The following is a 25,582-nucleotide window of genomic DNA, read 5'->3' as shown; positions in this document are numbered from 1 at the left end:
GCGAGGAGACAACATGGCACGAGAAATCGGCGACGTCATTCTGAAGATGGAGGGCATCTCGCTCTCTTTTGGTGGCGTCAAGGCGCTGACCAACATCAGTTTTGATGTGCGCGAACACGAAATCCGCTCAATCATCGGCCCGAACGGCGCTGGCAAGAGCTCGATGTTGAACGTCATCAACGGGGTGTATCACCCGCAGGAGGGGCAGGTGACCTTCCGCGGTGAGGTGCGCCGCGACATGGAGCCCCACAAGGCGGCCAAGCAGGGTATTGCGCGCACCTTCCAGAACATCGCCTTGTTCAAGGGCATGAGCGTGATCGACAACATCATGACCGGCCGCAACCTGAAGATGAAGTGCAACGTCTTTCATCACGCGCTGCACTGGGGCAAAGCCCGCGCGGAGGAGATCGAGCATCGCAAGAAGGTCGAGGAAGTGATCGACTTTCTCGAGATCCAGAACATCCGCAAGACGCCGGTCGGGCGCCTGCCCTACGGTCTGCAAAAGCGCGTCGAGCTGGGCCGGGCGCTGGCCGCCGAGCCGTCAATGATGCTGCTCGACGAGCCGATGGCGGGCATGAACGTGGAAGAGAAGCAGGACATGTGCCGCTTCATCCTCGATGTGAATGACCAGTTCGGCACCACCATCGTCCTGATCGAGCACGACATGGGCGTGGTGATGGATATCTCGGACCGCGTGGTGGTGCTCGATTACGGCAAAAAGATTGGCGACGGCGAGCCGGATGAGGTGAAGAACAATCCGGACGTGATTGCCGCCTACCTCGGCACCAGCCATTGAGCGCGCCGCGAAAAGGATAAGGGAGACAAACAATGCAGTTCTTTTTCGAAGTGCTGATCGGCGGCCTGCTCTCAGGGGTGTTGTATGCCCTCGTGGCGCTGGGCTTCGTGCTGATCTACAAGGCGTCCGGGGTGTTCAACTTCGCGCAGGGCGCCATGGTGTTTTTTGCCGCGCTGACCTTCGTCGGCTTTCTGGAAGTCTTGCCCGGCTGGACCGGGATGGAAGAAGGCGGTCGGGCGGTGTTCTGGCTGGCCTTTGTGCTGTCGCTGGCCGCCATGGTGGTGCTGGCGATCGCGACCGAGAAGTTCGTGTTGCGCCCGCTGGTCAATCAGCCGCCGATTACTTTGTTCATGGCGACCATCGGTCTGACCTTTCTGGTGGAAGGGATTGCACAAGGCATCTGGGGCGCCAACGTGCGTGGCCTGGATCTGGGTATCGCGGATGTCCCCATTGAATACATGATGGACAACTTCAACATCCTGATTTCGTCCTTCGACGTGTTCGCCGCCGCGGTGGCAGCGGTGCTGGTGGCAGCGCTGGCGCTGTTCTTCCAATACACCCGCATCGGTCGTGCCCTGCGCGCCGTGGCGGACGATCACCAGGCGGCCTTGTCGATCGGTATTCCGCTGCGTCACATCTGGGTCATCGTGTGGGCCGTGGCCGGTTTCGTGGCCCTCGTGGCCGGGATGATCTGGGGCGCGCGTAACGGGGTGCAGTTTGCGCTGACCTTCACCGCACTCAAGGCGCTGCCGGTGCTGATCCTCGGCGGATTCACGTCGGTGCCCGGTGCCATCGTGGGCGGCCTGATCATCGGCGCCTCCGAGAAGCTGGCCGAGGTGTATGTCGGCCCCTTCGTTGGCGGTGGTATCGAATCCTGGTTCCCGTACATCCTGGCTTTGGGCTTCCTGCTGATCCGGCCTGAAGGGCTGTTCGGCGAAAAGCACATCGACCGCGTCTGATGGTCTGCGACCCAACGATAAAGACAAGACTGGAGACACCCTATGCTTTACCGTGAAGCCGGCCAGTTCAAGGCCAGTTACGAGGCAGATCAACAGATCTTCCCGATTCTTCAGGACCGTATCGGCGTCATGCTGCTGATCGGTTTCTTCGCCCTGGCGGTGCCGCTGTTTGCCGACCAGTACTGGCTCAAGGCCATTTTGATTCCGGTGCTGATCTTCTCGCTGGCAGCGATTGGTCTGAACATCCTCACCGGCTACGCGGGTCAGCTGTCGCTGGGTTCGGCCGCGTTCATGGCGGTGGGCGCCTTCGGGGCCTACAACTTCATGCTGCGCATCGACGGCATGCCCTTCCTGGTGGCGATTTTGCTGGGCGGGCTGTGTGCGGCCCTGGTTGGCGTGATGTTCGGTCTGCCAAGCTTGCGTATCAAGGGCTTTTACCTCGCGGTGGCCACGCTCGCGGCGCAGTTCTTCATCGTCTGGGCGCTGGTCAAGATCGAGTGGTTCTCCAACTACTCGTCCTCGGGCGTGATCACCGCACAGCAGATCGAAATTCTCGGCTTCGCCTTCGAGGGGCCGCAGTCCAAGTACCTGCTGACCCTGTTCGTGGTGGTGATGATGGCCCTGGCGGCCAAGAACATGGTGCGCTCGACCACCGGCCGTTCGTGGATGGCGGTGCGCGACATGGACGTGGCTGCCGAGGTGATCGGCATCCGCCTGATGCGCACCAAGCTGACCGCGTTTGCGGTGTCCTCGTTCTACTGTGGTGTGGCTGGCGCGCTCTATGCCTACACCTACATCGGCACGGTGGAGCCGGAGGGCTTCAACCTGGACCTGTCCTTCAAGATCCTGTTCATGATCATCATCGGCGGGGTGGGCTCGATCATGGGCTCCTTCCTCGGCGCGGCCTTCATCGTGCTGCTGCCGATCGCGCTCGATGTGTTCGTGCCGATGCTGCTGGGTGACCTGGTGTCTTCGAGTTTCGTATCCAACCTTCAGCTCATCGTCTTTGGTGGGCTGATTGTGTTCTTCCTGATTGTCGAACCGCACGGGCTGGCTCGCTTGTGGCAGATCGGCAAGGAGAAGCTGCGGCTGTGGCCGTTCCCGCACTAAACTGGAATTCGATTGGCGTTTTGCGCTGATCTCACCAGGCAACACCAAAGAAAAAAGAGGAGATAAACACATGAATCTGAAGAAAACAGTCATTCTCGGCGCCGCTGTTGCGGGCTTGCTGGGTTCGTCCATGGCGATTGCGGCGGAACAGTTCATTGGTCTGCCGAGCTACCGCGTCGGTCCCTACGCTGCAGGCGGCTCCGGAATCTACGGTGGCTGGATCGACTACATGCAGATGATCAACGAGCGCGATGGCGGCATCAACGGCGTCAAGCTCGCTTGGGAAGAGTGCGAAACCGAGTACAACAACGCCCGGGGCGTCGAGTGCTACGAGCGTCTGAAGGAAAAGGGCGAGACGGGTAACTCGGTGTTCCAGCCGCTGTCGACCGGTATCACCTATTCCGTGCTCGACAAGGTCGCCAAGGACAAGATTCCGCTGGTGACCATGGGTTACGGCCGTACCGATGCAGCCGATGGCCGCGTCTTCCCGTACGTCTTCCCGCTGATCACCACCTACTGGTCGCAGGCGACCACGATGGTCAAGTACATCGCCGGCAAAGAAGGCGGTACCGACAAGCTCAAGGGCAAGAAGATCGCCCTGCTGTATCACGACTCCGCCTACGGCAAAGAGTCGCACGCCGTGCTCGAGAAAATGGCCGAGCGTTATGGCTATGAGCTGACCAAGCTGGCCGTTGCCCACCCGGGTAACGAGCAGCAGTCGCAGTGGCTGCAGATCCGTCAGCTGCGTCCGGACTGGGTCATTCTGTGGGGCTGGGGTGTGATGAACCCGACCGCACTCAAGTCAGCCGCCAAGACCGGCTTCTCGCGCGAGAAGATGGTCGGCGTGTGGTGGTCCGGCGCAGAGGAAGACACGGTGCCGGCCGGTAGCGCTGCCAAGGGCTTTACGGCCGCAGGTTACAACGTGGCAGGCGCCGACTACCCGGTCATCAAGGATATCGAGAAGTTCGTGTACGCCAAGGGCCACGGCAACATGGAAGACAAGTCCCGCATCGGTAGCGTCTATTACAACCGCGGCGTGGTGCACGGTCTGATCACGGTCGAGGCGATTCGCAAGGCGCAGGAGAAGTACGGCAAGGGCAAGGCCCTGACCGGCGAGCAAGTGCGCTGGGGCTTCGAGAACCTCGACATGGACGACAAGCGTCTGGGCGAATTGGGCGCCACCGGCTTCCTGCCGCCGCTCAAGACCAGCTGCATGGACCACGAAGGTTCCGGCAAGGTCAAGTACCAGCAGTGGGACGGCAACAAGTGGAACGTCGTCACCGACTGGATCGACGCCGACAAGGAAATGGTTCGCGGCATGATCGAAGAGTCCGCGGCGGCCTACGCCAAGGAAAAAGGCATTACCCCGCGCGATTGCTCGAAAGAGATGTAATTGCAAGGGCACGCACGGCCGCCTGGGCGGCTGTGCGGGGCCTTCCCCGAATGGGGGAGGTCCGCCGAGCGCATCGCGGTGCGTTCGGCGGACCCTCTCTTGAGCAGTTTGCGGGGAAGGAGGGGCAACACCAAGTCGGCAGAGACATGACAATGACAATGCAGAATACTGCCGCGGCCATCGAGGCCGCACCCTACCTCAGCGTCAATAACGTCGAGGTCATTTACGACCACGTCATTCTGGTTCTCAAGGGCGTATCCCTTGTTGTTCCGAAAGGCAAGATCGTCGCTTTGCTCGGTGCCAACGGCGCCGGCAAGAGCACAACGCTCAAATCCATCTCGAACCTGCTGCGTGCAGAGCGTGGCGATGTGACCAAGGGCAATATCGAATTCAAGGGCGCGCGCATCGATCAGATGACGCCGGCCGACCTCGTCAAGCGTGGCGTGATCCAGGTGATGGAAGGCCGTCACTGCTTCGGCCACCTGACCATTGAAGAGAATCTGCTCACCGGTGCCTACACCCGGGGCGATGGCAGCGCCGGCATCAAGCGCTCGCTCGACATGGTCTATGACTACTTCCCGCGTCTCAAGACGCGTCGTAGCTCGCAGGCGGGCTACACCTCGGGCGGTGAGCAACAGATGTGCGCCATTGGTCGCGCCATCATGGCCAACCCCGAGATGGTGCTGCTCGATGAGCCCTCCATGGGCCTGGCGCCGCAGATCGTCGAAGAGATTTTCGAGATCGTGAAAGACCTGAACAAGAAAGAAAACGTGAGCTTCCTGCTCGCCGAGCAGAACACCATGGTCGCGCTGCGCTATGCCGACTTCGGGTACATCCTCGAGAACGGCCGCATCGTGATGGAAGGCGAGGCGCAGTACCTGGCCACCAACGAGGACGTGAAAGAGTTCTACCTCGGTTTGTCGGGCGAAGGGCGCAAGAGCTTCCGCGACGTCAAGCACTATCGCCGTCGTAAGCGCTGGCTGTCTTGATCCGTGGTTGCGGGCAGCGCTCGTAACCACGGCTGGCCCATCGCGCCGGAGCGCGGGCCGCGCCTGTATTGATTGAATCAAGGAATCCTATGAACTTCTTCGACGCCAGAGAACACCGCGATCCCGCCGAGCGCGAGCGGGACTTGCTGGCCCGCCTGCCCCAGCAGATTCAGCATGCAAAGGCCAAGACGCCGGCGTTTGCGAGCCTGCTGAAGGCGGTCGATCCGAGCACCATCACCTCGCGTGAGGCGCTGTCAGCATTGCCAGTGACCCGCAAGTCGGAGCTGCTCGAGTTGCAGAAGGCGGCGCGCCCCTTCGGTGGCTTTTCTGCCATCAAGTGGGGCGTGTCCTGCGCGCGGGTCTTTGCCTCACCGGGACCGCTCTACGAGCCCGAAGGCGCGCGTGAAAACTACTGGCGAATGGCCCGTGCGCTGTTTGCCGCCGGCTTCCGCGAAGGCGATCTGGTGCACAACACCTTCTCCTATCACATGACACCGGCGGGCTCGATGATGGAAACCGGTGCGCATGCCATTGGCTGCTCGGTGTTTCCGGGGGGGGTGGGTCAGACCGAACAGCAGCTGGCCGCCATGCTCGATCTGCAGCCGGTGGCCTATACCGGCACGCCGTCTTTCCTGCGCATTTTGCTCGAAAAAGCCGACGAAGCCGGCATTGCCCTCAGCCTGAGCAAGGCCTTTGTGTCGGGCGAAGCGTTTCCGCCCAGCCAGCGCGACGCGCTGGCGGCACGCGGCATTCATGCCTACCAGGCCTATGCCACGGCAGACATCGGCCTGATCGCCTACGAAACCCCGGCCCGCGAAGGCCTAGTGATTGATGAAGACGTACTGGTCGAGATCGTGCGTCCCGGCACCGGCGATCCGGTGGCCGAGGGCGAGGTCGGCGAGGTGGTGGTGACCACCTTCAACCCCGACTATCCGCTGATCCGCTTCGGTACCGGCGACCTCTCGGCCGTGCTGCCGGGCGCGAGCCCCTGCGGGCGCACCAACGCCCGCATCAAGGGCTGGATGGGGCGGGCCGACCAGACCACCAAGATCAAGGGCATGTTCGTGCATCCCGGGCAGGTCGCCGCGGTGGTCAAGCGCCACCCCGAGATCCAGCGTGCACGCCTGGTGGTGGACAACCCCGACCTGACCGATCGCATGACGCTCAAGTGCGAAGCCGCCGAAGACGCCGCGCTGCAGGCCGGCATCGTCGCCAGCCTGCGCGAGCTGACCAAGCTGCGCGGTGAGGTGGCGTTCTGCGCCGTAGGCTCGTTGCCCAACGACGGCAAGGTCATCGACGACGTTCGGACCTACGAGTAGCACGCCCTCGACCGATGGCCCCGCAGCGAACAGGATACGGGCTGACCGAGATACCCACGCGCTGCGGGAGAAGGGCATGATCAACGACCTGCTCAAAGGCAATCGTCGTTTCGTCGAGACGGTGTTCGAACGCGAGCGCCCGTATTTCGCCGAACTGTCTAAAGCGCAGCACCCTACGGTGCTGTGGATCGGCTGCTCCGATTCGCGTGTGCCGGTGAACACCATCACCCAGACGCGCCCCGGCGAGATTTTCGTGCATCGCAATGTGGCCAACATCGTCGCCGGCGCCGATTGGAACTTGTCGGCGGTGCTCGAGTTCTCGATCAACCACCTCAACATTCCCGACATCGTCATCTGCGGTCACTATGGCTGCGGCGGCATCCTGGCGCTCGACAACACCAGCGAGCACGATCAGTACGTGCCCATCTGGCTGAACAGTGCTCGCGAGGCGGCCCACCGCGTCGACGGGCGCCTGCAAGCCGCCGGCGAGCCGCTCAGCGCGGTACAGCGCCATCGGCTGATCGTAGAAGAAAACGTCAGCCTGCAGATGGAGCATCTGCTGGCCTACCCCTTCGTGGCGCGCGCGGTCGATGCCGGCAAGCTGGCGGTCCATGGCTGGGTGTACGACATGGACACTGGTGGCATCAACGTGCAGACCTCGCGTCCACGCCGCCCCAAAAACGAGTAAGACATGACCGACCGCCCCCAGGCTCTCGCCGGCCTCACCGTCCTTGATCTGACCCGCTTGCTGCCGGGCCCGCTGGCCACCATGCATCTGGGTGACCTGGGCGCCGAAGTCATCAAGATCGAAGACCCCGGCGTGGGTGACTACGCCCGCAGCATGGGGGCCATGCACGGCGACACCAGCTACTTCTTCCAGCTGGTCAATCGCAACAAGAAGAGCCTGGTGCTCGACCTCAAGGACCCGGCCGACAAGGCGGTGCTGCTTGGCCTGGTGGCGACGGCCGATATTCTCGTCGAAGGCTTCCGCCCCGGTGTGATGGCCAAGCTCGGGCTGGACTACGCCACGCTCAGCGAGCGCAATCCGCGCCTGGTCTATGCGAGCATCAGCGGCTACGGCCAGACCGGCCCCTACGCCCAGCGCGCCGGACACGACATCAACTACCTTGGCTACGCCGGCGTGCTCGATCAGATGGGCGTCGCGGGCGGGCCGCCGGCGATGAGCAATCTGCAGGTTGCCGATCTGCTCGGCGGTACGCTCACCTCGCTGGTGGGCGTGCTGGCCGCGGTGATTGACGCGCGCGCCAATGGCCGCGGCCGGCATGTTGATGTGGCCATGACGGATGCGGCGCTGGCGCATGCGATCTTCCCCATGGCCGAAGTGCTGGCCGAAGGCGAAACCCGGCCGCGCGGCGAAGATCTGCTCACCGGCGGCGTGCCCTGTTACGGCGTGTATGAAACGCAGGATGGGCGGCACATGGCAGTGGGTGCGCTCGAAGAAAAGTTCTGGCAGCTGACCTGCGATACCCTCGGTCGGGCCGACCTCAAACCCTATCATCTCAGCCGCGGCGAAGACGGTGCCTATGCCCGCGCACAGCTCGAAGCCATTTTCCGTGCCCAGCCGCTGGCTCACTGGACGGCAGTGTTCGATGCGGTCGATTGCTGCGTCACGCCGGTGCTGCGCCTGCACGAGAGCCTGCAGCACCCGCAGATTCAGGCGCGCGGCATGGTGGTGGAGGTCGGTGGTATCCGCCAGTTTGCGCCGCCTTTCGGCCTGAGCGACTATGCGCTCGGCGAGGCGAAGCCGGCGCCCGCGGCCGATGCGGATCGCGAAGCGCTTCGTGCGCGTGCATCCAGCGCGAGGCCATAGTCGTACAGGGAGCAAGGGCGCCTCTTTTGCGCCGAGAAGGGAGCCATGCTCGACGATATCCACATCCGACGATTGATTCTCCTTAGCGCCGCGCGCGACGCCGAGGCCTTTGAACAGCTCTATCGCCTGACAGCGCCGGTCTTGCTGGGCGTGGCCTTCAAGATCACCGGCCGGCGCGAGCTGGCCGAAGAGGTGCTGCACGACGCTTTCATCAAGATCTGGCATGCGGCGGCACGCTTCGATCCGATGGCGACCCGGCCGGTGGCCTGGATGGCGACCATCGTGCGCAATCGTGCCATCGACACCGTAAGTCGGGCCGACGTGGCGCGGGTTATCTCCGTCGATGAGGACGAAGACAGCCTGGATCGCTATTTCGACTGGTCCGACGCGTCCGAGGACGAAGCCGACAGCGCCCGCATGCGTCACTGGCTGCGCGGCTGCCTCGATGAGCTCAAGGGCGGCGAGCGGCAGGCGCTGGTGCTGGCCTACATGCATGGCCTCAGTCATGGCGAACTGTCCAATCAGCTGGCCAAGCCGCTGGGTACCGTCAAATCCTGGGTTCGACGTGGCATGCAGAGCCTCAAGCAGTGCGTCGATAGCTGCATGGGGGTGTCATGAAGCTCGACCAATCCCCGCTTCTCGACGCGCTGTGTGGCGAATACCTGCTGGGCACGCTGCGTGGCGCGGCGCGGGCGCGCTTCGAGCGCGCGTGCACTGAAGAGCCACGTGTCGCCCTGCGTCTTCAGCATTGGCAGCACGTGTTTACGCCCCAGCCCAGCGAGGCTTTCCGTATGCAACCGGCACCGCGAACCTGGCAGCACATCTCGCATGATCTCGATCTTCGCCGCTATCGGCAGCCGTGGTTCGCTCGTGTCGGTCTGTGGCGTGGCTGGGCGCTGAGCGCCACGGCGGCGCTCACCGTCTGGCTGGGTGCCAGCCTGCTCGAGCGTGCGCCGGTGGCGCCAGTCATGCACCCGATCGCCACGCTGGCCAGCGGCGCGGGGGCGGCGCCGGTGGTGGCCTCCTTGTCGGACGATGGGCGCTGGCTGCAATTGGCGCCGTCGCGGCCAGTGCTCGCGGCCAGCACTCAAAGCTACGAGCTGTGGCTGCTGCCGCCCGACGGCGGCGCACCGGTGTCGGTCGCGGTGCTTGGCCAGCTGAGCGCGCAAGTGCCAGTTCCGGTGCCGCTGGTCGGGCGCTTGCAGGCCGGGGCCAGGCTGGCGGTGTCGGTCGAACCGGCGGGTGGTTCGCCTACCGGGGCGCCAACCGGCCCGGTGATTCTGGTCGGTGCCATCGACGCGGTATAAGCCGTTTCATTCTGGCCATGGGCGCTCGCTTTGGCGGGCGTCTTTGCGTTGCCCCCGCCTGGGTGCATCCACCGAGGGGCTTGGCCCGTACAAGTGAGGTATCCCCCCGGATACATCCACAGCACTGACGGGAGTACGCTCATGAATACGAAACGATTCCACTTGACGGCCCTCAGCCTGGCCGTGATCGGCGCCACCGTGATCGGCGCTGGCTGTGCCAGCCATCGTGGCGCCGAGCCCATGGTCAAGGCGCCTGCCGATGGGGACATCGGCGTGCCAGCCACGTATCGCGCATGGCCGAGCTTCGTGCCGACCGTCGACAAGGTCGACGGGGCGCAGGTGCGCGAGATCTATATCAACCCGGTCGGGCTGAGGGCACAGAAGGGCGAGGCCTTTCCGGCAGGGACGGTCTCGGTGATGGAACTCTACGCCGCGCGCAAGGATGCGGCTGGCAAGGTCCTCATGACCCCGGAGGGGCGATTGATCAAAGGCGAGTTGTCAAAGATCTTCGTCATGGCCAAGGGCGAGGGCTGGGGCGCGAGCCTGCCCGCCGGTACCGTGGGCAACGGCGACTGGGTGTATGGCGCCTGGCAGGCCGACGGCAAGACCGCCGCGACTTCTGATTTCAGTGGCTGCCGCAGTTGCCATCTGCCGATGGCAAGCACCGACTTCGTGGCGCGCTACGACGAGCACTTCATGGCGCGCATGCGCTGACACATCTGCCCGGGGCTCGCAGCCCGGGCAGGCAAGTAACACCACGGGCCGGCATTGTTTTGCACAGATGCCGGCCAATAAAACGGGGATCGCGCCGAACTGGCGCGATCCCCGTGCTCTGATCAAGCCCAGGCCCTTGCGGGACCGGGCGTTGGATCAGGCGATGAAGGCGGCCGGGACCGGGTCTTCGCCCAAGGCGTTGAGCAGGATCGCCCAGTGCATGGTTTCGTCGCCCAGAATGCTGGCCGCTGCGCGGGCCAGTTCGCGGTTCGAGAACTGCGGCACCGCACCCAGGTAGGCGCTGGCTGCCCCTTTTTCCAGCCCGGCAGCAAAGCGCAGGACGTCGGCCTGCTCTTTGAGTTGGGTGACCGGGAATTGGTAGTCTTCTGCACGCATCGCCATCACCGGCTTGCCGCCGAGCTTCTCGATGGTGCCGGCAAGCACATCGGCATGCGCCTTGTGGTGGCCCTGAAATTTCACGGCTACATCGAGCACCGGCTTTTGCAGCAGGCCCGACTCGGCGCCGACCTGATAGGCCGCGATTGCCTGATACTCCAGGCCGAGGGCAACGTTGAGGATGGCCAGGTCGTCGGTCTCGCTCATTTTCATCTTGCCGGCCAGCGCGCGTCCGGGGGCGGCCAGGCCAATGGCGGCGGTGGCGCCGAGGGCGAAGAGGCTGCTGTTCTTCAGAAACAGACGACGTTCGACGCGGGTCAGGGACAGATCGATCTCTTTCTTGTTCATGGTGATCTCCGTTGTTGGCAAGGGGGCGACGATGGCCGCCCTTGTCTCCTGTACGGACCCGCTCGGTCACTGGATGCATCGGTGGCAAAAAGAATGTGTGTATTGCGGATGTCGTGCGTCGTGAGCCACGGGTATCCTCGCGCTCATGGACACCTTCTTGCTTCTGCTACCGGATTTTTCGCTGATTTTGCTGGGCGCCCTGCTACGCCGCTACGGCGGTTTTGGCGAAGGGTTCTGGCCGGGTCTCGAGAAGCTGGTGTATTTCGTGCTGTTTCCGGCCTTGTTGTTTGGCGCCCTGGCGCGTGCGCAGATTGATCTGGAAACCACCTTGCCGCTGTTTCTGGCTGGCTTGGCGGTGATGGGGTCGGGGTTTTTCCTTGGGCTCGCAGCGCGGCCGTTTGCCGGGCTGTCGTCGATGGGTTTTGCGTCACGCGTGCAATGCGCCTTTCGGTTCAACACCTATATCGGGATGGCGATTGCCGGCAAAGTGCACGGCGCCGAGGGCCTTGCGACCATGGGCGTGTTGTGCGGCACCATGGTGCCCTTCGCCAATGTCATGGCCGTGGGTTTGATGGCGCGTCATGGTCAGGGCGGGGTGTTTCGCGAGTTGGCGAAGAACCCGTTGATCCTGGCAACCCTCGCCGGGCTGGCGTTCAATCTGCTTGGTGGGACGCTGGCGGTGCCGGCGCAGTCGTTTCTGACTCGCCTGGCCGACGCGTCGATTGCGCTGGGCCTGCTGGCGGTGGGTGCTGCGCTGCGCTGGGGTCAGGCCGGCGGCCGCTGGGTGGGCTCGGTGTGGATCATGGCGGTCAAGTTGTTGTGCCTGCCCGCCGTGGTGTGGTTTGTCGGTCCGTGGTTGGGCTTGTCCGGTGTGGCGCGGGATGTGGCGGTGATGTTCGCCGCACTGCCATCTGCGTCATCGGCTTACATTCTGGCAATGCGTATGGGCGGCGACGGGCCGGGGGTGGCCTGGCTGATCTCCGCCACCACGCTGCTGGCCGTGCCGTCTCTGACGTTCTGGCTCGGCCTGCTGCGCGGCTAGACGCACCTCGCCGATGATTCGGGGCTGGGTGCTTTTGTGGCGTGCTGCGCGTGCCGCGTGCTCAGGTTTTTTTGCGGGGCGCGGCCGCCGGCTTCTTTGCGGCGGGCGTACGAGCGGCGGCTGGCTTTGCGCGGGCGCTGCTCGCGGGTTTTTTGGCCGCCGGTTTCTTGGCGGGTGCGGCCTTTTTTTCGGACGCTTTCTCGGGCATCAATTGCCAGGGCCACATGGCCGCGCTGGCCGCTGCGTTGGTTGCCGCGGCGGCGACTCCGGCAAACGGGTTGCTGCCTTCGGCGCTGGATTCCGGGGGCTCGCTCTGCGGTGTGGCCTGGGCCGCCGCCTCGGGCGCGGCGCCGCTCATGGCTTGCAGCCATGACCACAGGGCGGCGTTGTTGAAGGGGTTGGCGTTGTTGGGCGAGTCATTGGTGTCGGCGGCGTCCGGGCCTTTTTGGCGGGTCGCCTCGCCCATGGCCTTGATCGTGGTCAGGGTGGCGTGCTGCATTTCAAGGCCCTGAATGCTCATCTGCAACATGTTGAGATTCATCTTGAGCCAGCCTTCCACCGCTTTCATGTCGGTGATGCGCTTCTCGAGCTCGTCGACATCCAGGGTGGGCGTCACCATGCCGGGCAGCGAGAAGCCCATGCCACTCCACATGTTGCGCACAAAATCGAGAGGGTCAGACGAGGATTCGTGGCTCATTGGGGGCTCCGTGGGTTTGCAGGTTGAGCGTTGATCTTAGCTGAGCCCGCGGCGAAATGCATGGTGCATGGCAGCATTTTGGTGGGGCGGTCCGACCCGGCGAGAGGGACTAGTTGACGTCTTCCGATGCATCGCTGCTCAGCATGCGTTGCACCAGCGCGCGTAGTTTGGCGGGGCGCACGGGCTTGTGCAGTAGCGGCACGCCAGCCGCCCGGGCGCGATCGGCGGGTTCGGGGGCGGTGTCGCCGCTGATCAGGATGGCTTGCAGGCGGTGGCCGAAGGCGTGGCGCAGACTGCCGATGACGTCGAGCCCGGTCTGGTGTTCTTGCAGGCGGTAATCGGTAATCAGGATGTCGGGCACGGGGGCGCCGGCGAGAGCGTCGATCAGCGCCGATGGCATGGCGGCCGAGGTGACATCGCAGCCCCATGAGCACAGCAGGCTGTTGAGGCTTTCGAGGGCGAGCGGGTCGTCGTCGAGAATGGCGATGCGGACGTTCTGAAGGCTGCCCGGCTGGCGGTCGGTGGGGGCAATTGTGTCGGGTGCTTCGGGCGGAACGCGTCGGGCGCTGACGCCGAATACCGAGCCCCAACCGGGGCCCGAGCGCAGACTGAGTCGGTGGCTGAGAAGCTGGGTCAGTCGGCGGACGATGGCCAGGCCGAGGCCGAGGCCTTTGCTGCGGGCGCGCTCCGGATTGTCGAGCTGGACGAATTCCTGAAAGATCAGCTCCTGAGCGTCGCTTTCGATGCCCCGGCCGTTGTCGCGCACCTCGACACGCAGAAACTCGCCCTCCTGCCGGCAGGCGATGAGAATGCGCCCGTGATCGGTGTAGCGGATGGCGTTGCTCACCAGGTTCGACAGAATGCGCTCGAACAGCAGGGGGTCGGTGGCGATCCAGTGCGGGCAGGGGCGCACGCGGAGTTTCAGGTGGCGCTCCTCGGCCCAGATGTGGAAGTCGTTGGCGATGCGGTCGAGGATGGGTTGTACGGGGGTGGGCTGGATGCTCGGTTGCAGGGCGCCGGCGTCGAGTCGGGAAATATCGAGCAGGCTGTCGAGCAGGTTTTCCATGGCTTCGGCGGAGGCGGCAATCTGGCGGACGAGCCGATGCGTGGCCGGTGGATGATCTTTTTCGCTGAGTTCGGCAATGAACAGACCCAGCGCATGCATGGGCTGGCGCAGGTCGTGGCTGGCGGCGGCGAGGAATCGGGACTTGGCGATGTCGGCGCGTTCGGCTTCATCCTTGCGCTCACGCAGCTCGGCGGTGGCTTCGGCGATGCGGCGAGTCATGTCGTCGTGCGCGCCTTGCAGGCGTTCGGCCATGTCGTTGACGCCGACACCCAGTCGCCGCAAGCTGCCGCCGCCGCGAATTTCGACGCGTTCGTGCAGACGCCCGGCCCCGATTCGCCCGACCGTTTCAGCGACCTTTCGGATCGGCTCGCTGACACCCTGGCTCATGCGAATGGCCAGCAGCACGCTGCCGGCGAGCACCAGCATCAGCGCCGACAGACCGGTCCACAGGAGCGAGTCGCGCTGCGCGTCGAGGCGGGTGCGGGACAGATCGAGCAAGACGACGCCCAGCTGCTGCGTGCTGCTGCCTTGCTGGGCTTCGTTAAAGGCGAGGAGATCGACGTCCAGCCGGGTGGGCAGGATGGGTTCGTAGAAGCGCAGCGTCTGGTCGAAGGCCTCATCAACGGATTGGGTCGGCCGGCGCAGCGGGGCGGCGACGGAAATGAGGCCGCTGCGGGCCAGCTCCTGGCCGGAAGTGTCGGCGATGAAGATGCCGCGAACGCCTTCTTCGGCGCGGGCGCCGTCGAGCAGACGGCGTATGTCTTCGCGGTTGTTCGAGAAGACGGCGTACTCGGTCGCGCTGGCGATCTGCCGGGCAAAGGCGCGCCCGCGATCGCGATAGGCTTCTTCGAGGTCGGCGATCCGCGAATGGGTGTAGTAGATCGTCATGAACACGGCCAGCACGATGGCCGGCACGACGGCCACCAGTATGACGCGGGCGCGGATTCCCCAGGATTGAATCACCGCGCGCCCTCCTGGCGGCGAATCTGCGCCTCGAGTGTGGCGGCATCGGGCAGCTCGATGGCGAGCGAGCGGGCCACATGCGGATTGACGCTGACCGAGAAATACCTCGGATGCGTGGCCTCGGGCAGGGGCGCGCCGCGCAGGCTCTGCAGGGCGATCTCGGCAGCCTGTTGGCCCATTTGTTCGGGGCTGGAGTACACCGCCATGACCGCGCCCGCGCGAACATAGGCGGGCGAGAAGCCGATCACTGGCGAGCGATGGCGGTAGGCCGTGAGCAAGACGTTCTGGATGGTGAAGTTGTTGAACACCTTCGGGTCGGGGACGGCGAGCAGAACCGATGGCGTGGTCAGGACGGTCTGCAAGGCGTTGTAGAGCGTCTGATTGCTGGTGACCGCGGCGGTGCTTGTGGTCAGGCCAAGTGCGGGGGCGGCGGCATGGATTGCCTTGACGAAATCGCGCGAGTCGGCACCGTGCACGATCGCGATGCGCGACCATTCCGGCAGGCCGGCGCGAATCAGCGCTAGCTGTCGGGCGACGGGCTGGTCGATGAAAACCGCGGTGCGTTGGCCGGCCACGGCGGGTGGCAGGGCGCTGTAGCTTTGTTCGGTGAGCAGCGAACAGATGAGCCGCTGGTCGGGGCGTTGCGACAGGACTTGCGCCGCCCGCGTACCGATGGCGATCAGTATGTCGTCTGCTTGCAGTGTTTGCGTGTCGAGGGCGTCGATGTCGGTGCGAATCGTTTCGACATCGGGCAGGCTGGCTTGCAGGGTGTCAGCGGCTGTTTGCGCGGTGCGTTGGTAGGCATCGGCCTCGCCACTGAGGACAAGGTAGACACTGGGCGCCGCCATCGGCGATCCGGCCATGCAGCACAGCAGCATGACCAGAGCGCGAAGAAGGCGGGCGCCTGTGCGTTTCATGGGCGGTTAGTGCCAGCGCGTGGAAACGTCGGCAATCGCGCGCCGGCTGAGCCGGCGGCGGGTCATGGCGAACGGGGCCGGCGAGTTGAAGAACGCCATGCTTTAGTACTCCAGCCTCAAGCTTGCGTAGGCCTGGGTCGGACGGGTCAGCGATGGCAGGTAGTCGGCGAAGGCGTCGGTCCAGTGCTGCACGCCCACTGCGATTTCACCGCGAACGCCACGGGTTGAGAAGCGGTGCGCCAGCCGAAGGTTGGTCTGGCGATAGGCTTTCAGCCGGTTCTTTTCCTGGGTATACCACTGCATGCTGCCCACAAAGTGGTGCGTTAAGCTCATATGCCATCCGGGGTGTATTTGCGCTGCTGCAAAGACCGAAAACTGCTCGTTCGGCGCCGATCGATCTGCGAATTCGTCATTGCTGTTGATATCTAACGAAGCATAATGCCCGCCGATCCATGTGTCATGTGTCGGACGATATAGACCGGTCAATTCAGCACCACGAATTCGCGCGTAGCCGCCGTTGTAGTAGCGGGTGCTGTCGCCGTTCCATGTCGAAAGAGGGAAGCGTGCATCGGTGGCGTTGGTGGCTGTGGTGTCGCGCCGCAAGAGATTCTCGATCCGCTCATCAAACAGGCGGAGGTCCATATTGCTGCGGCCACTCTGCCATTCTTGGCGGATGCCGATTTCGCGGGTGGTCACGCGTTCTGGCTGAAGCCCGGGTGAGGGTTGAAAACTCTGCTGAACAAGTAGGCCGCTATTCTTTTCATAGAAACGCATGTCCGCCTGACGTTCGAATGGTGTGAGATTTCTATACGCGCGGCTGATGGCAGCGCGAACCGTAGTGTTTGAAAGAATGTGGAAATTGGCCGCGAAACGGGGTGAAATGCGACGGCCGGTGTCGTTGGTTTTTTCGAGCATGGCGCCGGCGTTAAGCGTCCACTGAGGGCTGACTTGCCACTCCGCGTTGGCAAACACTCGAGCATGGCGGATGACAATGTTGTCGGAGGTGTTAAAAAACTGGTGTGAGCTGATTCGGTCTTCGCGCAGTCCCACGCCCCATGCCAGGCGCAGATCGCTTCGCGGGTTGAGCAGATGTTCGAACTCAAGGTCGTCACGGATTGATCGGTTTCCGTAGTCGAATGAAACCCCGATAGTTGGGGCGAGGGGTACAAAATATGCGTCATCCGAGCGTTCCTCCTGGTGAAAATACGTCGCCTTGATCTCGTCGCCCAGGTCGAGTTGCTTGCGCCAGCGGACCTGGCCGAAGCCGGTGTAGTTGTCGATGGTTCTTGGTGGATTGGAGATGTCGGTCGTTTCCCCGGTTCGCGCCCGGTTGTCGACAAAGCCCAGATGAAACTCGACCTCCTGGTCGGGCGTCAGTTGCCAGTCGATGCGTGCATCGACCCGTTGGTTGCGATAGGTGTCGTCGATGGGGGCGAGGCCGTTGTCGCCTTGGCGGCCGACGGTGAGCCGGGCCGTGAGGTCGCCGAATTGCTGGCGGGTCGACAGCACGCGCTCCTGAATGCCGTTCTCGCCTTCGGTGAAACGCACGCGGTAGCGTGGGGTGTCGGCGGCGGGGCGGGTGATGATGTTGACCACGCCGAGGAAGGCGTTGCTGCCATAGGCGGCGGCGTTGGAGCCGCGGAAGACCTCGATGCGTTCGATATCGTCGATATCGACGCTGAGCTTTGCCCACTCGATGCCGCTGATAAAATACGGTGAATAAGCTGAACGGCCGTCCACCCGCACGAGCATCCGACGGGGCGCGTCGTCAGACAGGCCGTGGTAGGTCGTCAGTGCGGTTGAGCCGTTTTTGCGCCCGGTCTGAAACCCTGGCACCCAGGCCAGCAGTTCGGCGACATCGCGCGCGCCCGAGGCGCGAATCATGGCGCGGTCGATCACCGTGACGGCGCCGGGCGCATCCTTGAGGGGTTGGACCAGACGGGCGGCCGACAGCACCACCGGGATGTCATCGAGAAAACTCATCTCGCTGGCGACCGCGTCAGACGCGGCATATGACGAAAGAGGCGACGCAGCAAGCGCGAGAGCGGCGACCCAGGAGGCGTGGTGACGGGACATGGTGGGCTTGACGGTGTGGCCCCGGTTTTACGGGGCAAGGAGCCGTTGGATAGAGACGAAAACCCCTCCATTGTTACCGGATTGAAGGCAAGCGCATAGGGTGAAAGTGCGTCGACCGAGCCGGTTTTAACGGTGCCGCAGATCGCGTGGCGCAGGGGGGAGGTTGGGCGCGGGGAGACGCAATGTCACTGCATTGATTTGAATGGTGTCGTGCTATCCTTTCGGAATGTGTGGGTTGAAACGACCGCGGGCGGCACCAAAGCAGGCTCGGATGTCAATGGAGAAGTGTGCGTGACCAAGATTCTGGTGGTTGAAGATCACGTCCTCGTGCGTGAAGCCATGTCGCAGACGCTGATGCGACTGGAAGATGGTGTCCAGTGTTCGGGCTTCAAGGCCGCGGATGAGGCCTTGGCGGAGCTTGAGCGTGATCCGGAGTGGGATCTGGCGGTCATCGATTTGATGTTGCCTGACATGAACGGGTTTTCGCTGCTGGCGATTCTGGCCAAGCGCTTCCCGGATGTGCCGGCGATTGTCGTGTCCGCGCTCGACGATAGCGCGTCGATTCAGCGCGCCTTGAAGGCCGGGGCGTCGGGTTTCGTGCCGAAATCCTGCTCAAGCGAAGAACTGCTCGACGCGATTCGTATCGTGCTCAATGGCGGGGTCTATACGCCCAAGGAAGACGCCACGGGGGCCCGCCGGCGAAGTGGCGCACCGGTGCAGGACCGCTTTGGCCTGACCACGGCGCAGACCCGTGTCATGGAGTTGCTCGCCCAGGGGCGCACCAATCGCGAAATTGCCGAGCTGCTGGGCTTGTCTGAAGGGACGGTCAAGGTGCATATGTCAGCCATCTTCCGCGCGCTGAACGTCACCAATCGCGCACAGGCGGTGTTGGTGATTACCCGCCACGGCGCACGCGTATAAACCTGGAAACCGCAGTCGACCACTTGTGCCCATGAGCAAGGTCGGGCGCGTCCAACGACGGTTTCTAGGATAAATCGACCCGCGGTCGGCCCGAGGTGGCTCGGGCGACCGCTTTTAGCGCACCTGGCCGTTGGCGTAGTGCGGCAGGCTGCCGGCGGTTTCCATTTCGTCGTCGGTGCCGACGACCACCTCTTCCGGGTCTTTGCTGTCCCGGTATTCAATTTCCATCACATCCAGCATCTGACGGGCAATGCCGCGGCAGGCGTTGGCCAGCGGCGTGGGCAGTTGATCTGGCACTTCACGTTGCAGCAAGAGTTTGGTCGACGACAATCCGTTAACCGGCCGCAGAATGCGATGCCGGTAAGCGCTCATCCATTGCGCCACGCTGCGGTCGGCCGCTTCGCGCGCCCACGGGTTGGTTGGCCACTGCGAGGGCAGGGCATAGGCGCGCGGGAAGCGTTCCAGGTCGGCGACGACGGTGCGGATGTCTTCATGCGACTCCCGAAACGGCAGCAGGATGATGTCGGCCAGCGCGTACAGGCGCCGATCAACCTCGGGCCGGTTGCCGCCGCCGTCGATCACACCGAGCCAGCCGTCCATGGTGCGCAGTTTGTCCACCACCTTGGTGAGGCTCTCGGGCGTGCGCGCGTCGGCCGTGACATAGCGTCGGCCATTGGGGGCGAGGGGTTCGCGGGAAGTGTCGGTGAGCACGCACGCCGAGCGCTGCCCGAGGAGGCCAAGCCCCTGGCAGAGCATGTGCGAGAGAGTGGTTTTGCCAGTCCCACCCTTGTTCCCGATCACGCAAATGATGTCAGCCATGACGGTAATTCCGATGCGCGGCCGATGCCGCATGATCGAATTATCGCCGTGCGCCGAGGGCGACGGCCGGTGGAACTGACCGGTTTTTATCCCTTTATTGGCGCTTTGCCTTTTGCGGCGGGTGAATAGACATACAGCTCGCGGCCGCCCGTTGCCGTGGCGGGCACGATGAAATCAGGCGCAACCCCCGGCACCGCGAAGCTGTTGCTCACCAGCCGGGCGCCCGGTCGCATCTGTGCTTGCGCCTTGGCCCACACCTCGGGCATGGGCACCGGTGACAGGAAGGTGTAGATCAGGTCGTAGGCGGCCCAGTCGTCGGCCCAGAAGTCGCCGCGCCGCCAGTCGATATTGGGCGTGCCCGCCGCCAGCAGGCGGCCGATCAACCAAGGCCCGGGCGCCGCCTCGATGCCCACGAAATGGCAGTCGGGCCGCGCGGCGGCGAGCGGCCGGACCAGCGAGCCGGTGCCCGCGCCGGCATCCAGCACCCGGGTGGGCTTCTTGGGGAGCAGGTCGAGCACGGCGTGGGTGGTGGCCGCATTGGTCAGAAAGAGCGGCACCTGGGTGCGAAAACTGGTCCAGTAGAAGAGCGCGAGCACCGTGAATGCGGCCAGATACCAGCCGGCCGAAATCCCGAGCCCGCTCGCCGCCCACACCAGCGGCGTGAAGGCGAGGTGGAAGGCGTGCCACCAGCGCGGTGCTCCAAGCACCCGACTGGCGAGCGCGGCAAGTGCGCCCTGGCTGAGTGCCAGCGCGAAACCACTCAGCGGTGCGCCGAGCTTGAGGGCGGCGAAGATCACGGCCCAGCCAATCAGCTGAGAAAGTACAAATCGAATGAGCGGCATGGAAGACGGGATAAGCCAGCGTGGGCTCATGATAGCCGGCCGCTGGCAGGGGCAAGGCGAGATCTGCCGGGAAAACCCGGGGCAATTCCCTGGCGGGCGAAGCGCCATCGCCCGCCAGAGGGTTGTCAGGCGGCGCTGGCCTCCTCGGTGCTTGGCGCGGGTTCGCGCCACTTTGCGAGCAGGGCTTGCCGTTGTGCCTCGGCCGCGGCCATGTTGCGCGCCTTGACGTGCCCGAAGCCGCGAATGGTCTCCGGCAGGCGGGCGATGTCGACGGCCTGCTTGTGACGCAGGAAGCTCAGTGAGTCGAGAAGCTCGCCGATGTCCTGCTCGTATTGCCGGATCAGCGCCCGTTCGGCGCGCCGCTCTTCGGTGCGGGCGAAGATATCCCAGCGTGTGCCACGCAGGCCCTTGAGCCGGGCGAGGATGCCGAACACGCGTCGCATGCCCTCGCCGTAGATGCGTTTGGCGATGCGGCCGGTGACCGGGTCGGGGCGCGACAGGAAGGGCGATGCGAGGTGGAACTTGACCTCGAACTCGCCTTCGAAGGTGTCGCTGAGGCGGTCCCAGAAGGCCGGATCGCTATACAGGCGGCCCACTTCGTACTCATCCTTGTAGGCGAGCAGCTTGAAGTAGTTGTGGGCAACGGCTTCCGCCAGCCGGGTCATGCCCAACGGCGCCTCGGCGGCGCGCACCCGTTCGACCAGGTGCTGGTAGCGGCGAGCATAGGCGGCGTCCTGATAGTCGGTGAGTGTGCGCACCCGGCGCGCGACGATTTCGTCCAGCCCCGGCGGGTGCAGCGGGACGGCGCGCGGCGGGCGGGCGATGCGGCTGACCGCGTCGATATCGCAGGCCGCGCGGCGGCCCCAGACAAAGGCCTGTTTGTTCATGGGGACGGCGGTGCCATTGAGCTCGATGGCTTTCATCAGGCCCGCGTGGCTGACCGGCACCATGCCTTTTTGCCAGGCGTAGCCGAGCAGGAACAGGTTGGTGGCGATGGCGTCGCCCATCAAGGTGGTGGCGAGGCCTTGCGCGTCGAGGAAGTCGGCGTTGTCGGCGCCGACGGCGTCGCGCACGGTGCGCTCCATTTTGTCGAGCGGGAACTGCCAGTCCGGGTTCTTGGTGAAGTCTGAGGTGGGCGTTTCGGCGCAGTTGATGACTGCGCGGGTGCGCCCGGCGGCCATCTTGGCTAGGGCTTCGACACTGGCCGAGACCACCACGTCGCCGCCGATCACCGCATCGGCTTCACCGGCGGCGATGCGCACGGCGTGCAGGGACTCGGGCTGGTCGGCGATGCGGATGTGACTGAACACCGAGCCGCCTTTTTGCGCCAGACCGGTCATGTCGAGCACCGTGACGCCCTTGCCGTCGAGGTGGGCGCCCATGCCGATCAGCGCGCCGATGGTGACCACGCCGGTGCCGCCGACGCCGGTGACCATGATGCCGAAGGGCGTGCGGGTGTCTGGTAACTCAGGCTCGGGCAATGCGGGGAAACGCTCGCCCGCGTCGGTAATCGCCCGGCCCTTGCGCGGGGCGCCGCCTTCGATGGTGACAAAGCTGGGGCAGAAGCCGTTCAGGCAGGAGTAGTCCTTGTTGCAGGAGGACTGATCGATCTGCCGCTTGCGGCCGAACTCGGTCTCGACCGGCAGGATGGACATACAGTTGCTGGCTACGCCGCAGTCGCCGCAGCCTTCGCACACCGCTTCGTTGATGAACACGCGGCGGGCCGGGTCGGGGTAAAGCCCGCGCTTGCGGCGGCGGCGTTTTTCGGCGGCGCAGGTCTGGTCGTAGATCAGCGCGGTGACGCCGCCCGAGGCGCGCAGCTCGCGCTGGACCGCGTCGAGCTCGTCGCGGTGGCGCACCGGAATATGCGGGATGTCGGACGGGCCGTAGGCGCGGTCGGTGCCGTCGGTGACGATCACGATGTTGTGCACGCCCTCGGCCTGCAGCTGCTGGACGATGATCGGCACCGACAGGTGACCGTCGTGCGGTTGGCCGCCGGTCATGGCGACGGCGTCGTTGTACAGAATCTTGTAGGTGATGTTGACGCCGGCCGACACCGCCTGCCGGATCGCCAGCAGGCCGGAGTGGAAGTAGGTGCCGTCGCCGAGGTTGGCGAACACGTGTTTCTCGCGCGTGAAGGGCGACTGCCCCACCCAGGGCACGCCTTCGCCGCCCATCTGGGTGAAGGTGCCGGTGCGGCGCTCGGGCATCCAGGTGACCATGTAATGGCAGCCGATGCCGGCCAGCGCCCGGCTGCCCTCGGGCACATGGGTGGAGGTGTTGTGGGGGCAGCCAGAGCAGAAGGTGGGCACGCGGTCGATGGAAAACACGCGTTGGTCGAGTGCCGCCTCCTTGGCTTCGAGAAAGGCCAGGCGCGCCTGGATGCGGTCGGAGGTGAAGAAGCGGGCGATGCGACCGGCGATGACCCGGGCGATCATTGCCGGGGTCAGTTCGCCGGCGGCGGGCAGCAGCCATTTGCCGTGGTCAACCTTGCCGTCGCCCTTGGGCAGCAGCGCCCACTCGCCCTTTTCGTCGAACTTGCCGACCACGCGCGGGCGGACGTCTTCGCGCCAGTTGTAGAGCTCTTCCTTGAGCTGGTATTCGAGCAGCTGGCGCTTTTCTTCGACCACCAGAATTTCTTCCAGTCCTTCGGCAAAGTCGCGCACGCCAACCGATTCGAGCGGCCAGACCATGCCGACTTTGTAGAGCCGGATGCCGATCTCGGCCGCCAGTGCGTCGTCGATGCCCAGGTCGTCGAAGGCCTGGCGCACATCGAGGTAGCTCTTGCCCGAAGTGATGATGCCGAGCTTGGGCGCGGGTGAGTCGATGATGATCTGGTTGAGCCCGTTGGCGCGGCAGTAGGCCAGCGCGGCGTATAGCTTGTAGTTGAGCAGGCGCTTTTCCTGTACCAGCGGCGGGTCCGGCCAGCGGATGTTGAGGCCGTCGCGCGGGATGGCGAAATCGTCCGGGATGATCACTTCGACGCGGTTCGGGTCGACGTCCACGGACGCGGAGGTTTCCACTGTGTCGGCGAGTGCCTTGAATGCAACCCAGCAGCCCGAATAGCGTGACAGCGCGTAGCCATGCACGCCGAAGTCGATGTACTCCTGCACCCCGGCGGGCGCGAGCACCGGCATCATCATCGACTTGAAAAAGTGATCGGTCTGATGCGGGAAGGTGGATGACTTGGCCGCATGGTCATCGCCCGCCACCACCACCACCCCACCGAACTTCGAGCTGCCCGCCGCGTTGCCGTGGCGGAACACGTCGCCGCTGCGATCGACGCCCGGCCCCTTGCCGTACCACAGGGCGAACACGCCGTCGTATTCCGCGTCGGGCGAGAGGTTGACCTGCTGAGAACCCCATACCGCCGTGGCGGCGAGGTCTTCATTGATGCCGGGCTGAAACACGATGTTGCGCTGTTTCAAGTGGGGGCGCGCCTTCCACAGTGTCTGATCGAGCCCGCCCAGCGGCGAGCCGCGGTAACCCGACACAAAGCCAGCGGTGTTGAGCCCGGCGGCGTGGTCGCGCTCTTGCTGGATCATCAGCAGCCGCACCAAGGCCTGGTAGCCGGTGAGATAGACGCGCCCGCTGTGCAGGGTGTACTTGTCGTCGAGGGTGACGTCGCGTGGCGGGGCGGTGATGAGCGTGCTTTCGGCCATGAGGCTCCTCCTCAAAAATCGTATTTTTGGGTGCCGCAAAAAGCAGATGCCGTTGCGTGTCCGAGGGATGAGGGTCCACGCGCCGGTTTCGTTAGCCTAGCGTGCGGCCGACGTGACCGCTAGGTGTTTGGAGCGCTGGTCTGCGGGAAGGTTGCGTGTCGTGAAACAGTGCCGCCGCCTGGCCGCCAACGGCGGGCGGCCACGCAATCAAATTGCGCATGATGTTAATTGCGCACAAAATCCATCCGACCAAACCCCGGGGCGTGGCATGAATCCATTGGATAGAACCGATTTAGGCATTCTTGAACTGTTGCAGCGCGACGGGCGCATGACCAACGCCGACCTCGCACAGCGCGTGTCGCTGTCGCCGTCGCCGTGTTTGCGGCGCGTCCGGCAATTGGAGACGGCGGGCGTCATCCGGCACTACGCGGCCATTGTTGATCCGTGGCGGGTCGGGCTCGGACTTCAGGCCTATGTCACGGTCACCATGGAGAAGCGTGGCGATACGCAGATTCGTGCATTTCATGCGGCGGCCCAGGCCTGGCCGGAGGTGCTTTCCTGCTTTGCGCTGACCGGCGAAATGGATTATCTGTTGAACGTGATCGTCGAGGATCTCGAGCATTTTTCGCGCTTTCTGATGGAACGTCTGCTCAAGCTCGAAGGCGTGGCAAACGTCAAATCCAGCTTCGTGTTGCAGACAGTCAAACACACCACGGCCTTGCCGCTGGACAGTCTTGCACGCCGTACCGCGCCGCATTCCTCGGTGTCGCCAAAAAAGGTTTGACACAGGGGGTTGCTACGCCTATAGTGCGGGGCTTCTCGCTGGAGGGGTTCCCGAGCGGTCAAAGGGATCAGACTGTAAATCTGACGGCACAGCCTTCGAAGGTTCGAATCCTTCCCCCTCCACCAGATTTTTTAGATGTGCGTAGTGAGACAGCGCCGCGGCGAGTTGCCCGGTGAGGCGAGCGGTGTTGGTGTAACGCTTCGTTGTGTGCGGGTGTAGCTCAATGGTAGAGCAGAAGCCTTCCAAGCTTACGACGAGGGTTCGATTCCCTTCACCCGCTCCATGGTTTGTGTGTGGTGCGCCCATGTAGCTCAGTGGCAGAGCACTCCCTTGGTAAGGGAGAGGTCGGCAGTTCAATCCTGCCCATGGGCACCAAGAATTCTTGGTGTGGCCTGCGTAAATTGTGTAGCGCGTATTCCTGATTTCGGACAGAGGTATCGATATGGCTAAGGGTAAGTTTGAGCGGACGAAACCGCACGTTAACGTGGGTACGATTGGTCACGTTGACCATGGCAAGACCACGCTGACCGCGGCGATCACGACGATTCTGTCGAAGAAGTTCGGTGGTGAAGCCAAGGACTACGCGTCGATCGATAGCGCGCCGGAAGAAAAGGCACGCGGCATCACGATC

The 25,582-nt window shown here is 64.0% G+C and carries 23 protein-coding genes and 3 tRNA genes; 18 read left to right on the top strand and 8 right to left on the bottom strand.

The genetic code is table 11. From position 1 onward, the window contains the following. The first annotated feature begins 13 nt into the window (after window positions 1-13). The 11 genes from FHP89_RS02505 to FHP89_RS02455 all read left to right on the top strand — a co-directional run bounded on the left by FHP89_RS02505 (window position 14) and on the right by FHP89_RS02455 (window position 10,418). Window positions 14-796, top strand: a complete 783-nt coding sequence (locus tag FHP89_RS02505; RefSeq protein WP_144176170.1) for an ABC transporter ATP-binding protein — start codon at window positions 14-16, stop codon at window positions 794-796. Between the two features lie 32 nt (window positions 797-828). Further along, window positions 829-1,755 (top strand): branched-chain amino acid ABC transporter permease, encoded by a 927-nt coding sequence (locus FHP89_RS02500; RefSeq protein ID WP_144176169.1) that lies wholly within the window; start codon window positions 829-831, stop codon window positions 1,753-1,755. A 42-nt stretch (window positions 1,756-1,797) separates the two neighbouring features. Then, window positions 1,798-2,865, top strand: coding sequence for a branched-chain amino acid ABC transporter permease (locus FHP89_RS02495; protein ID WP_144176168.1), 1,068 nt, complete (start codon window positions 1,798-1,800; stop codon window positions 2,863-2,865). Between the two features lie 70 nt (window positions 2,866-2,935). Continuing rightward, window positions 2,936-4,258 (top strand): ABC transporter substrate-binding protein, encoded by a 1,323-nt coding sequence (locus FHP89_RS02490; protein ID WP_144176167.1) that lies wholly within the window; start codon window positions 2,936-2,938, stop codon window positions 4,256-4,258. Window positions 4,259-4,416: 158 nt separating this feature from the next. Continuing rightward, on the top strand, window positions 4,417-5,247 hold the full coding sequence (locus tag FHP89_RS02485) for an ABC transporter ATP-binding protein (RefSeq protein WP_144176166.1): 831 nt from the start codon (window positions 4,417-4,419) through the stop codon (window positions 5,245-5,247). Between the two features lie 89 nt (window positions 5,248-5,336). Further along, window positions 5,337-6,566 (top strand): phenylacetate--CoA ligase family protein, encoded by a 1,230-nt coding sequence (locus tag FHP89_RS02480; protein ID WP_144176165.1) that lies wholly within the window; start codon window positions 5,337-5,339, stop codon window positions 6,564-6,566. Between the two features lie 76 nt (window positions 6,567-6,642). Beyond that, window positions 6,643-7,254, top strand: a complete 612-nt coding sequence (locus tag FHP89_RS02475; protein ID WP_144176164.1) for a carbonic anhydrase — start codon at window positions 6,643-6,645, stop codon at window positions 7,252-7,254. 3 nt (window positions 7,255-7,257) lie between these two features. Beyond that, window positions 7,258-8,397, top strand: coding sequence for a CaiB/BaiF CoA transferase family protein (locus tag FHP89_RS02470; protein WP_144176163.1), 1,140 nt, complete (start codon window positions 7,258-7,260; stop codon window positions 8,395-8,397). A 45-nt stretch (window positions 8,398-8,442) separates the two neighbouring features. Beyond that, window positions 8,443-9,015: a sigma-70 family RNA polymerase sigma factor gene (locus tag FHP89_RS02465; RefSeq protein WP_144176162.1), complete on the top strand. Its 573-nt coding sequence runs from the start codon at window positions 8,443-8,445 to the stop codon at window positions 9,013-9,015. Continuing rightward, complete coding sequence (locus FHP89_RS02460) at window positions 9,012-9,704, top strand: anti-sigma factor (protein WP_144176161.1); 693 nt, start codon at window positions 9,012-9,014, stop codon at window positions 9,702-9,704. The genes FHP89_RS02465 and FHP89_RS02460 overlap by 4 nt, the downstream gene beginning before the upstream one ends. Before the next feature lie 141 nt (window positions 9,705-9,845). Continuing rightward, complete coding sequence (locus tag FHP89_RS02455) at window positions 9,846-10,418, top strand: cytochrome P460 family protein (protein ID WP_144176160.1); 573 nt, start codon at window positions 9,846-9,848, stop codon at window positions 10,416-10,418. A gap of 156 nt (window positions 10,419-10,574) precedes the next feature. On the opposite strand, the gene FHP89_RS02450 is transcribed toward FHP89_RS02455, so the two are convergent. Next, complete coding sequence (locus tag FHP89_RS02450; protein WP_144176159.1) at window positions 10,575-11,162, bottom strand: ferritin-like domain-containing protein; 588 nt, start codon at window positions 11,160-11,162, stop codon at window positions 10,575-10,577. 157 nt (window positions 11,163-11,319) lie between these two features. Between FHP89_RS02450 and FHP89_RS02445 the strand changes: the two genes are divergently transcribed. Next, window positions 11,320-12,204: an AEC family transporter gene (locus FHP89_RS02445; protein WP_260851453.1), complete on the top strand. Its 885-nt coding sequence runs from the start codon at window positions 11,320-11,322 to the stop codon at window positions 12,202-12,204. A gap of 61 nt (window positions 12,205-12,265) precedes the next feature. On the opposite strand, the gene FHP89_RS21320 is transcribed toward FHP89_RS02445, so the two are convergent. The 4 genes from FHP89_RS21320 to FHP89_RS02425 form a co-directional block, all read right to left on the bottom strand. Beyond that, the gene (locus FHP89_RS21320) at window positions 12,266-12,901 is read right to left on the bottom strand and encodes a PhaM family polyhydroxyalkanoate granule multifunctional regulatory protein (RefSeq protein WP_391525246.1); all 636 of its coding nucleotides are present in this window, start codon (window positions 12,899-12,901) and stop codon (window positions 12,266-12,268) included. A gap of 109 nt (window positions 12,902-13,010) precedes the next feature. After that, window positions 13,011-14,930, bottom strand: a complete 1,920-nt coding sequence (locus tag FHP89_RS02435) for a hybrid sensor histidine kinase/response regulator (RefSeq protein WP_144176157.1) — start codon at window positions 14,928-14,930, stop codon at window positions 13,011-13,013. Further along, the gene (locus FHP89_RS02430) at window positions 14,927-15,847 is read right to left on the bottom strand and encodes an ABC transporter substrate-binding protein (RefSeq protein WP_144176156.1); all 921 of its coding nucleotides are present in this window, start codon (window positions 15,845-15,847) and stop codon (window positions 14,927-14,929) included. Before FHP89_RS02430 ends, FHP89_RS02435 begins: the two co-directional genes overlap by 4 nt. A 102-nt stretch (window positions 15,848-15,949) precedes the next feature. After that, on the bottom strand, window positions 15,950-17,923 hold the full coding sequence (locus FHP89_RS02425; RefSeq protein ID WP_144176155.1) for a TonB-dependent receptor plug domain-containing protein: 1,974 nt from the start codon (window positions 17,921-17,923) through the stop codon (window positions 15,950-15,952). Between the two features lie 291 nt (window positions 17,924-18,214). Here FHP89_RS02425 and FHP89_RS02420 point away from each other — a divergent pair, with 291 nt between their 5' ends. Continuing rightward, a complete protein-coding gene (locus tag FHP89_RS02420) occupies window positions 18,215-18,844 on the top strand; it encodes a response regulator transcription factor (RefSeq protein ID WP_144176154.1) in 630 nt (209 codons plus the stop codon). A 114-nt stretch (window positions 18,845-18,958) separates the two neighbouring features. Here FHP89_RS02420 and FHP89_RS02415 read toward each other — a convergent pair whose 3' ends face one another. The 3 genes from FHP89_RS02415 to FHP89_RS02405 all read right to left on the bottom strand — a co-directional run bounded on the left by FHP89_RS02415 (window position 18,959) and on the right by FHP89_RS02405 (window position 24,167). Further along, window positions 18,959-19,663, bottom strand: a complete 705-nt coding sequence (locus FHP89_RS02415) for a ParA family protein (RefSeq protein ID WP_144176153.1) — start codon at window positions 19,661-19,663, stop codon at window positions 18,959-18,961. 86 nt (window positions 19,664-19,749) lie between these two features. Continuing rightward, window positions 19,750-20,535, bottom strand: coding sequence for a class I SAM-dependent methyltransferase (locus tag FHP89_RS02410; RefSeq protein ID WP_144176152.1), 786 nt, complete (start codon window positions 20,533-20,535; stop codon window positions 19,750-19,752). Window positions 20,536-20,630: 95 nt separating this feature from the next. Beyond that, window positions 20,631-24,167, bottom strand: a complete 3,537-nt coding sequence (locus FHP89_RS02405; RefSeq protein ID WP_144176151.1) for an indolepyruvate ferredoxin oxidoreductase family protein — start codon at window positions 24,165-24,167, stop codon at window positions 20,631-20,633. A gap of 160 nt (window positions 24,168-24,327) precedes the next feature. Between FHP89_RS02405 and FHP89_RS02400 the strand changes: the two genes are divergently transcribed. The 5 genes from FHP89_RS02400 to FHP89_RS02380 form a co-directional block, all read left to right on the top strand. Then, window positions 24,328-24,951: an Lrp/AsnC family transcriptional regulator gene (locus FHP89_RS02400; protein ID WP_260851450.1), complete on the top strand. Its 624-nt coding sequence runs from the start codon at window positions 24,328-24,330 to the stop codon at window positions 24,949-24,951. 40 nt (window positions 24,952-24,991) lie between these two features. After that, a tRNA-Tyr gene (locus FHP89_RS02395) sits at window positions 24,992-25,076 on the top strand. 84 nt (window positions 25,077-25,160) lie between these two features. Continuing rightward, window positions 25,161-25,234, top strand: a tRNA-Gly gene (locus FHP89_RS02390). A 17-nt stretch (window positions 25,235-25,251) separates the two neighbouring features. After that, a tRNA-Thr gene (locus tag FHP89_RS02385) sits at window positions 25,252-25,326 on the top strand. Between the two features lie 67 nt (window positions 25,327-25,393). Beyond that, window positions 25,394-25,582, top strand: a 189-nt coding sequence (locus FHP89_RS02380) for a GTP-binding protein (RefSeq protein ID WP_260851449.1), incomplete at its 3' end; no start/stop codon positions are given.

Origin of the sequence: Denitromonas ohlonensis, from assembly GCF_007625205.1 — a bacterium.
Classification (GTDB): Bacteria; Pseudomonadota; Gammaproteobacteria; order Burkholderiales; family Rhodocyclaceae; genus Nitrogeniibacter; species Nitrogeniibacter ohlonensis.
The sequence above is the reverse complement of the archived record's forward strand: the minus strand, read 5'-3'. Positions and strand labels throughout refer to the sequence as shown.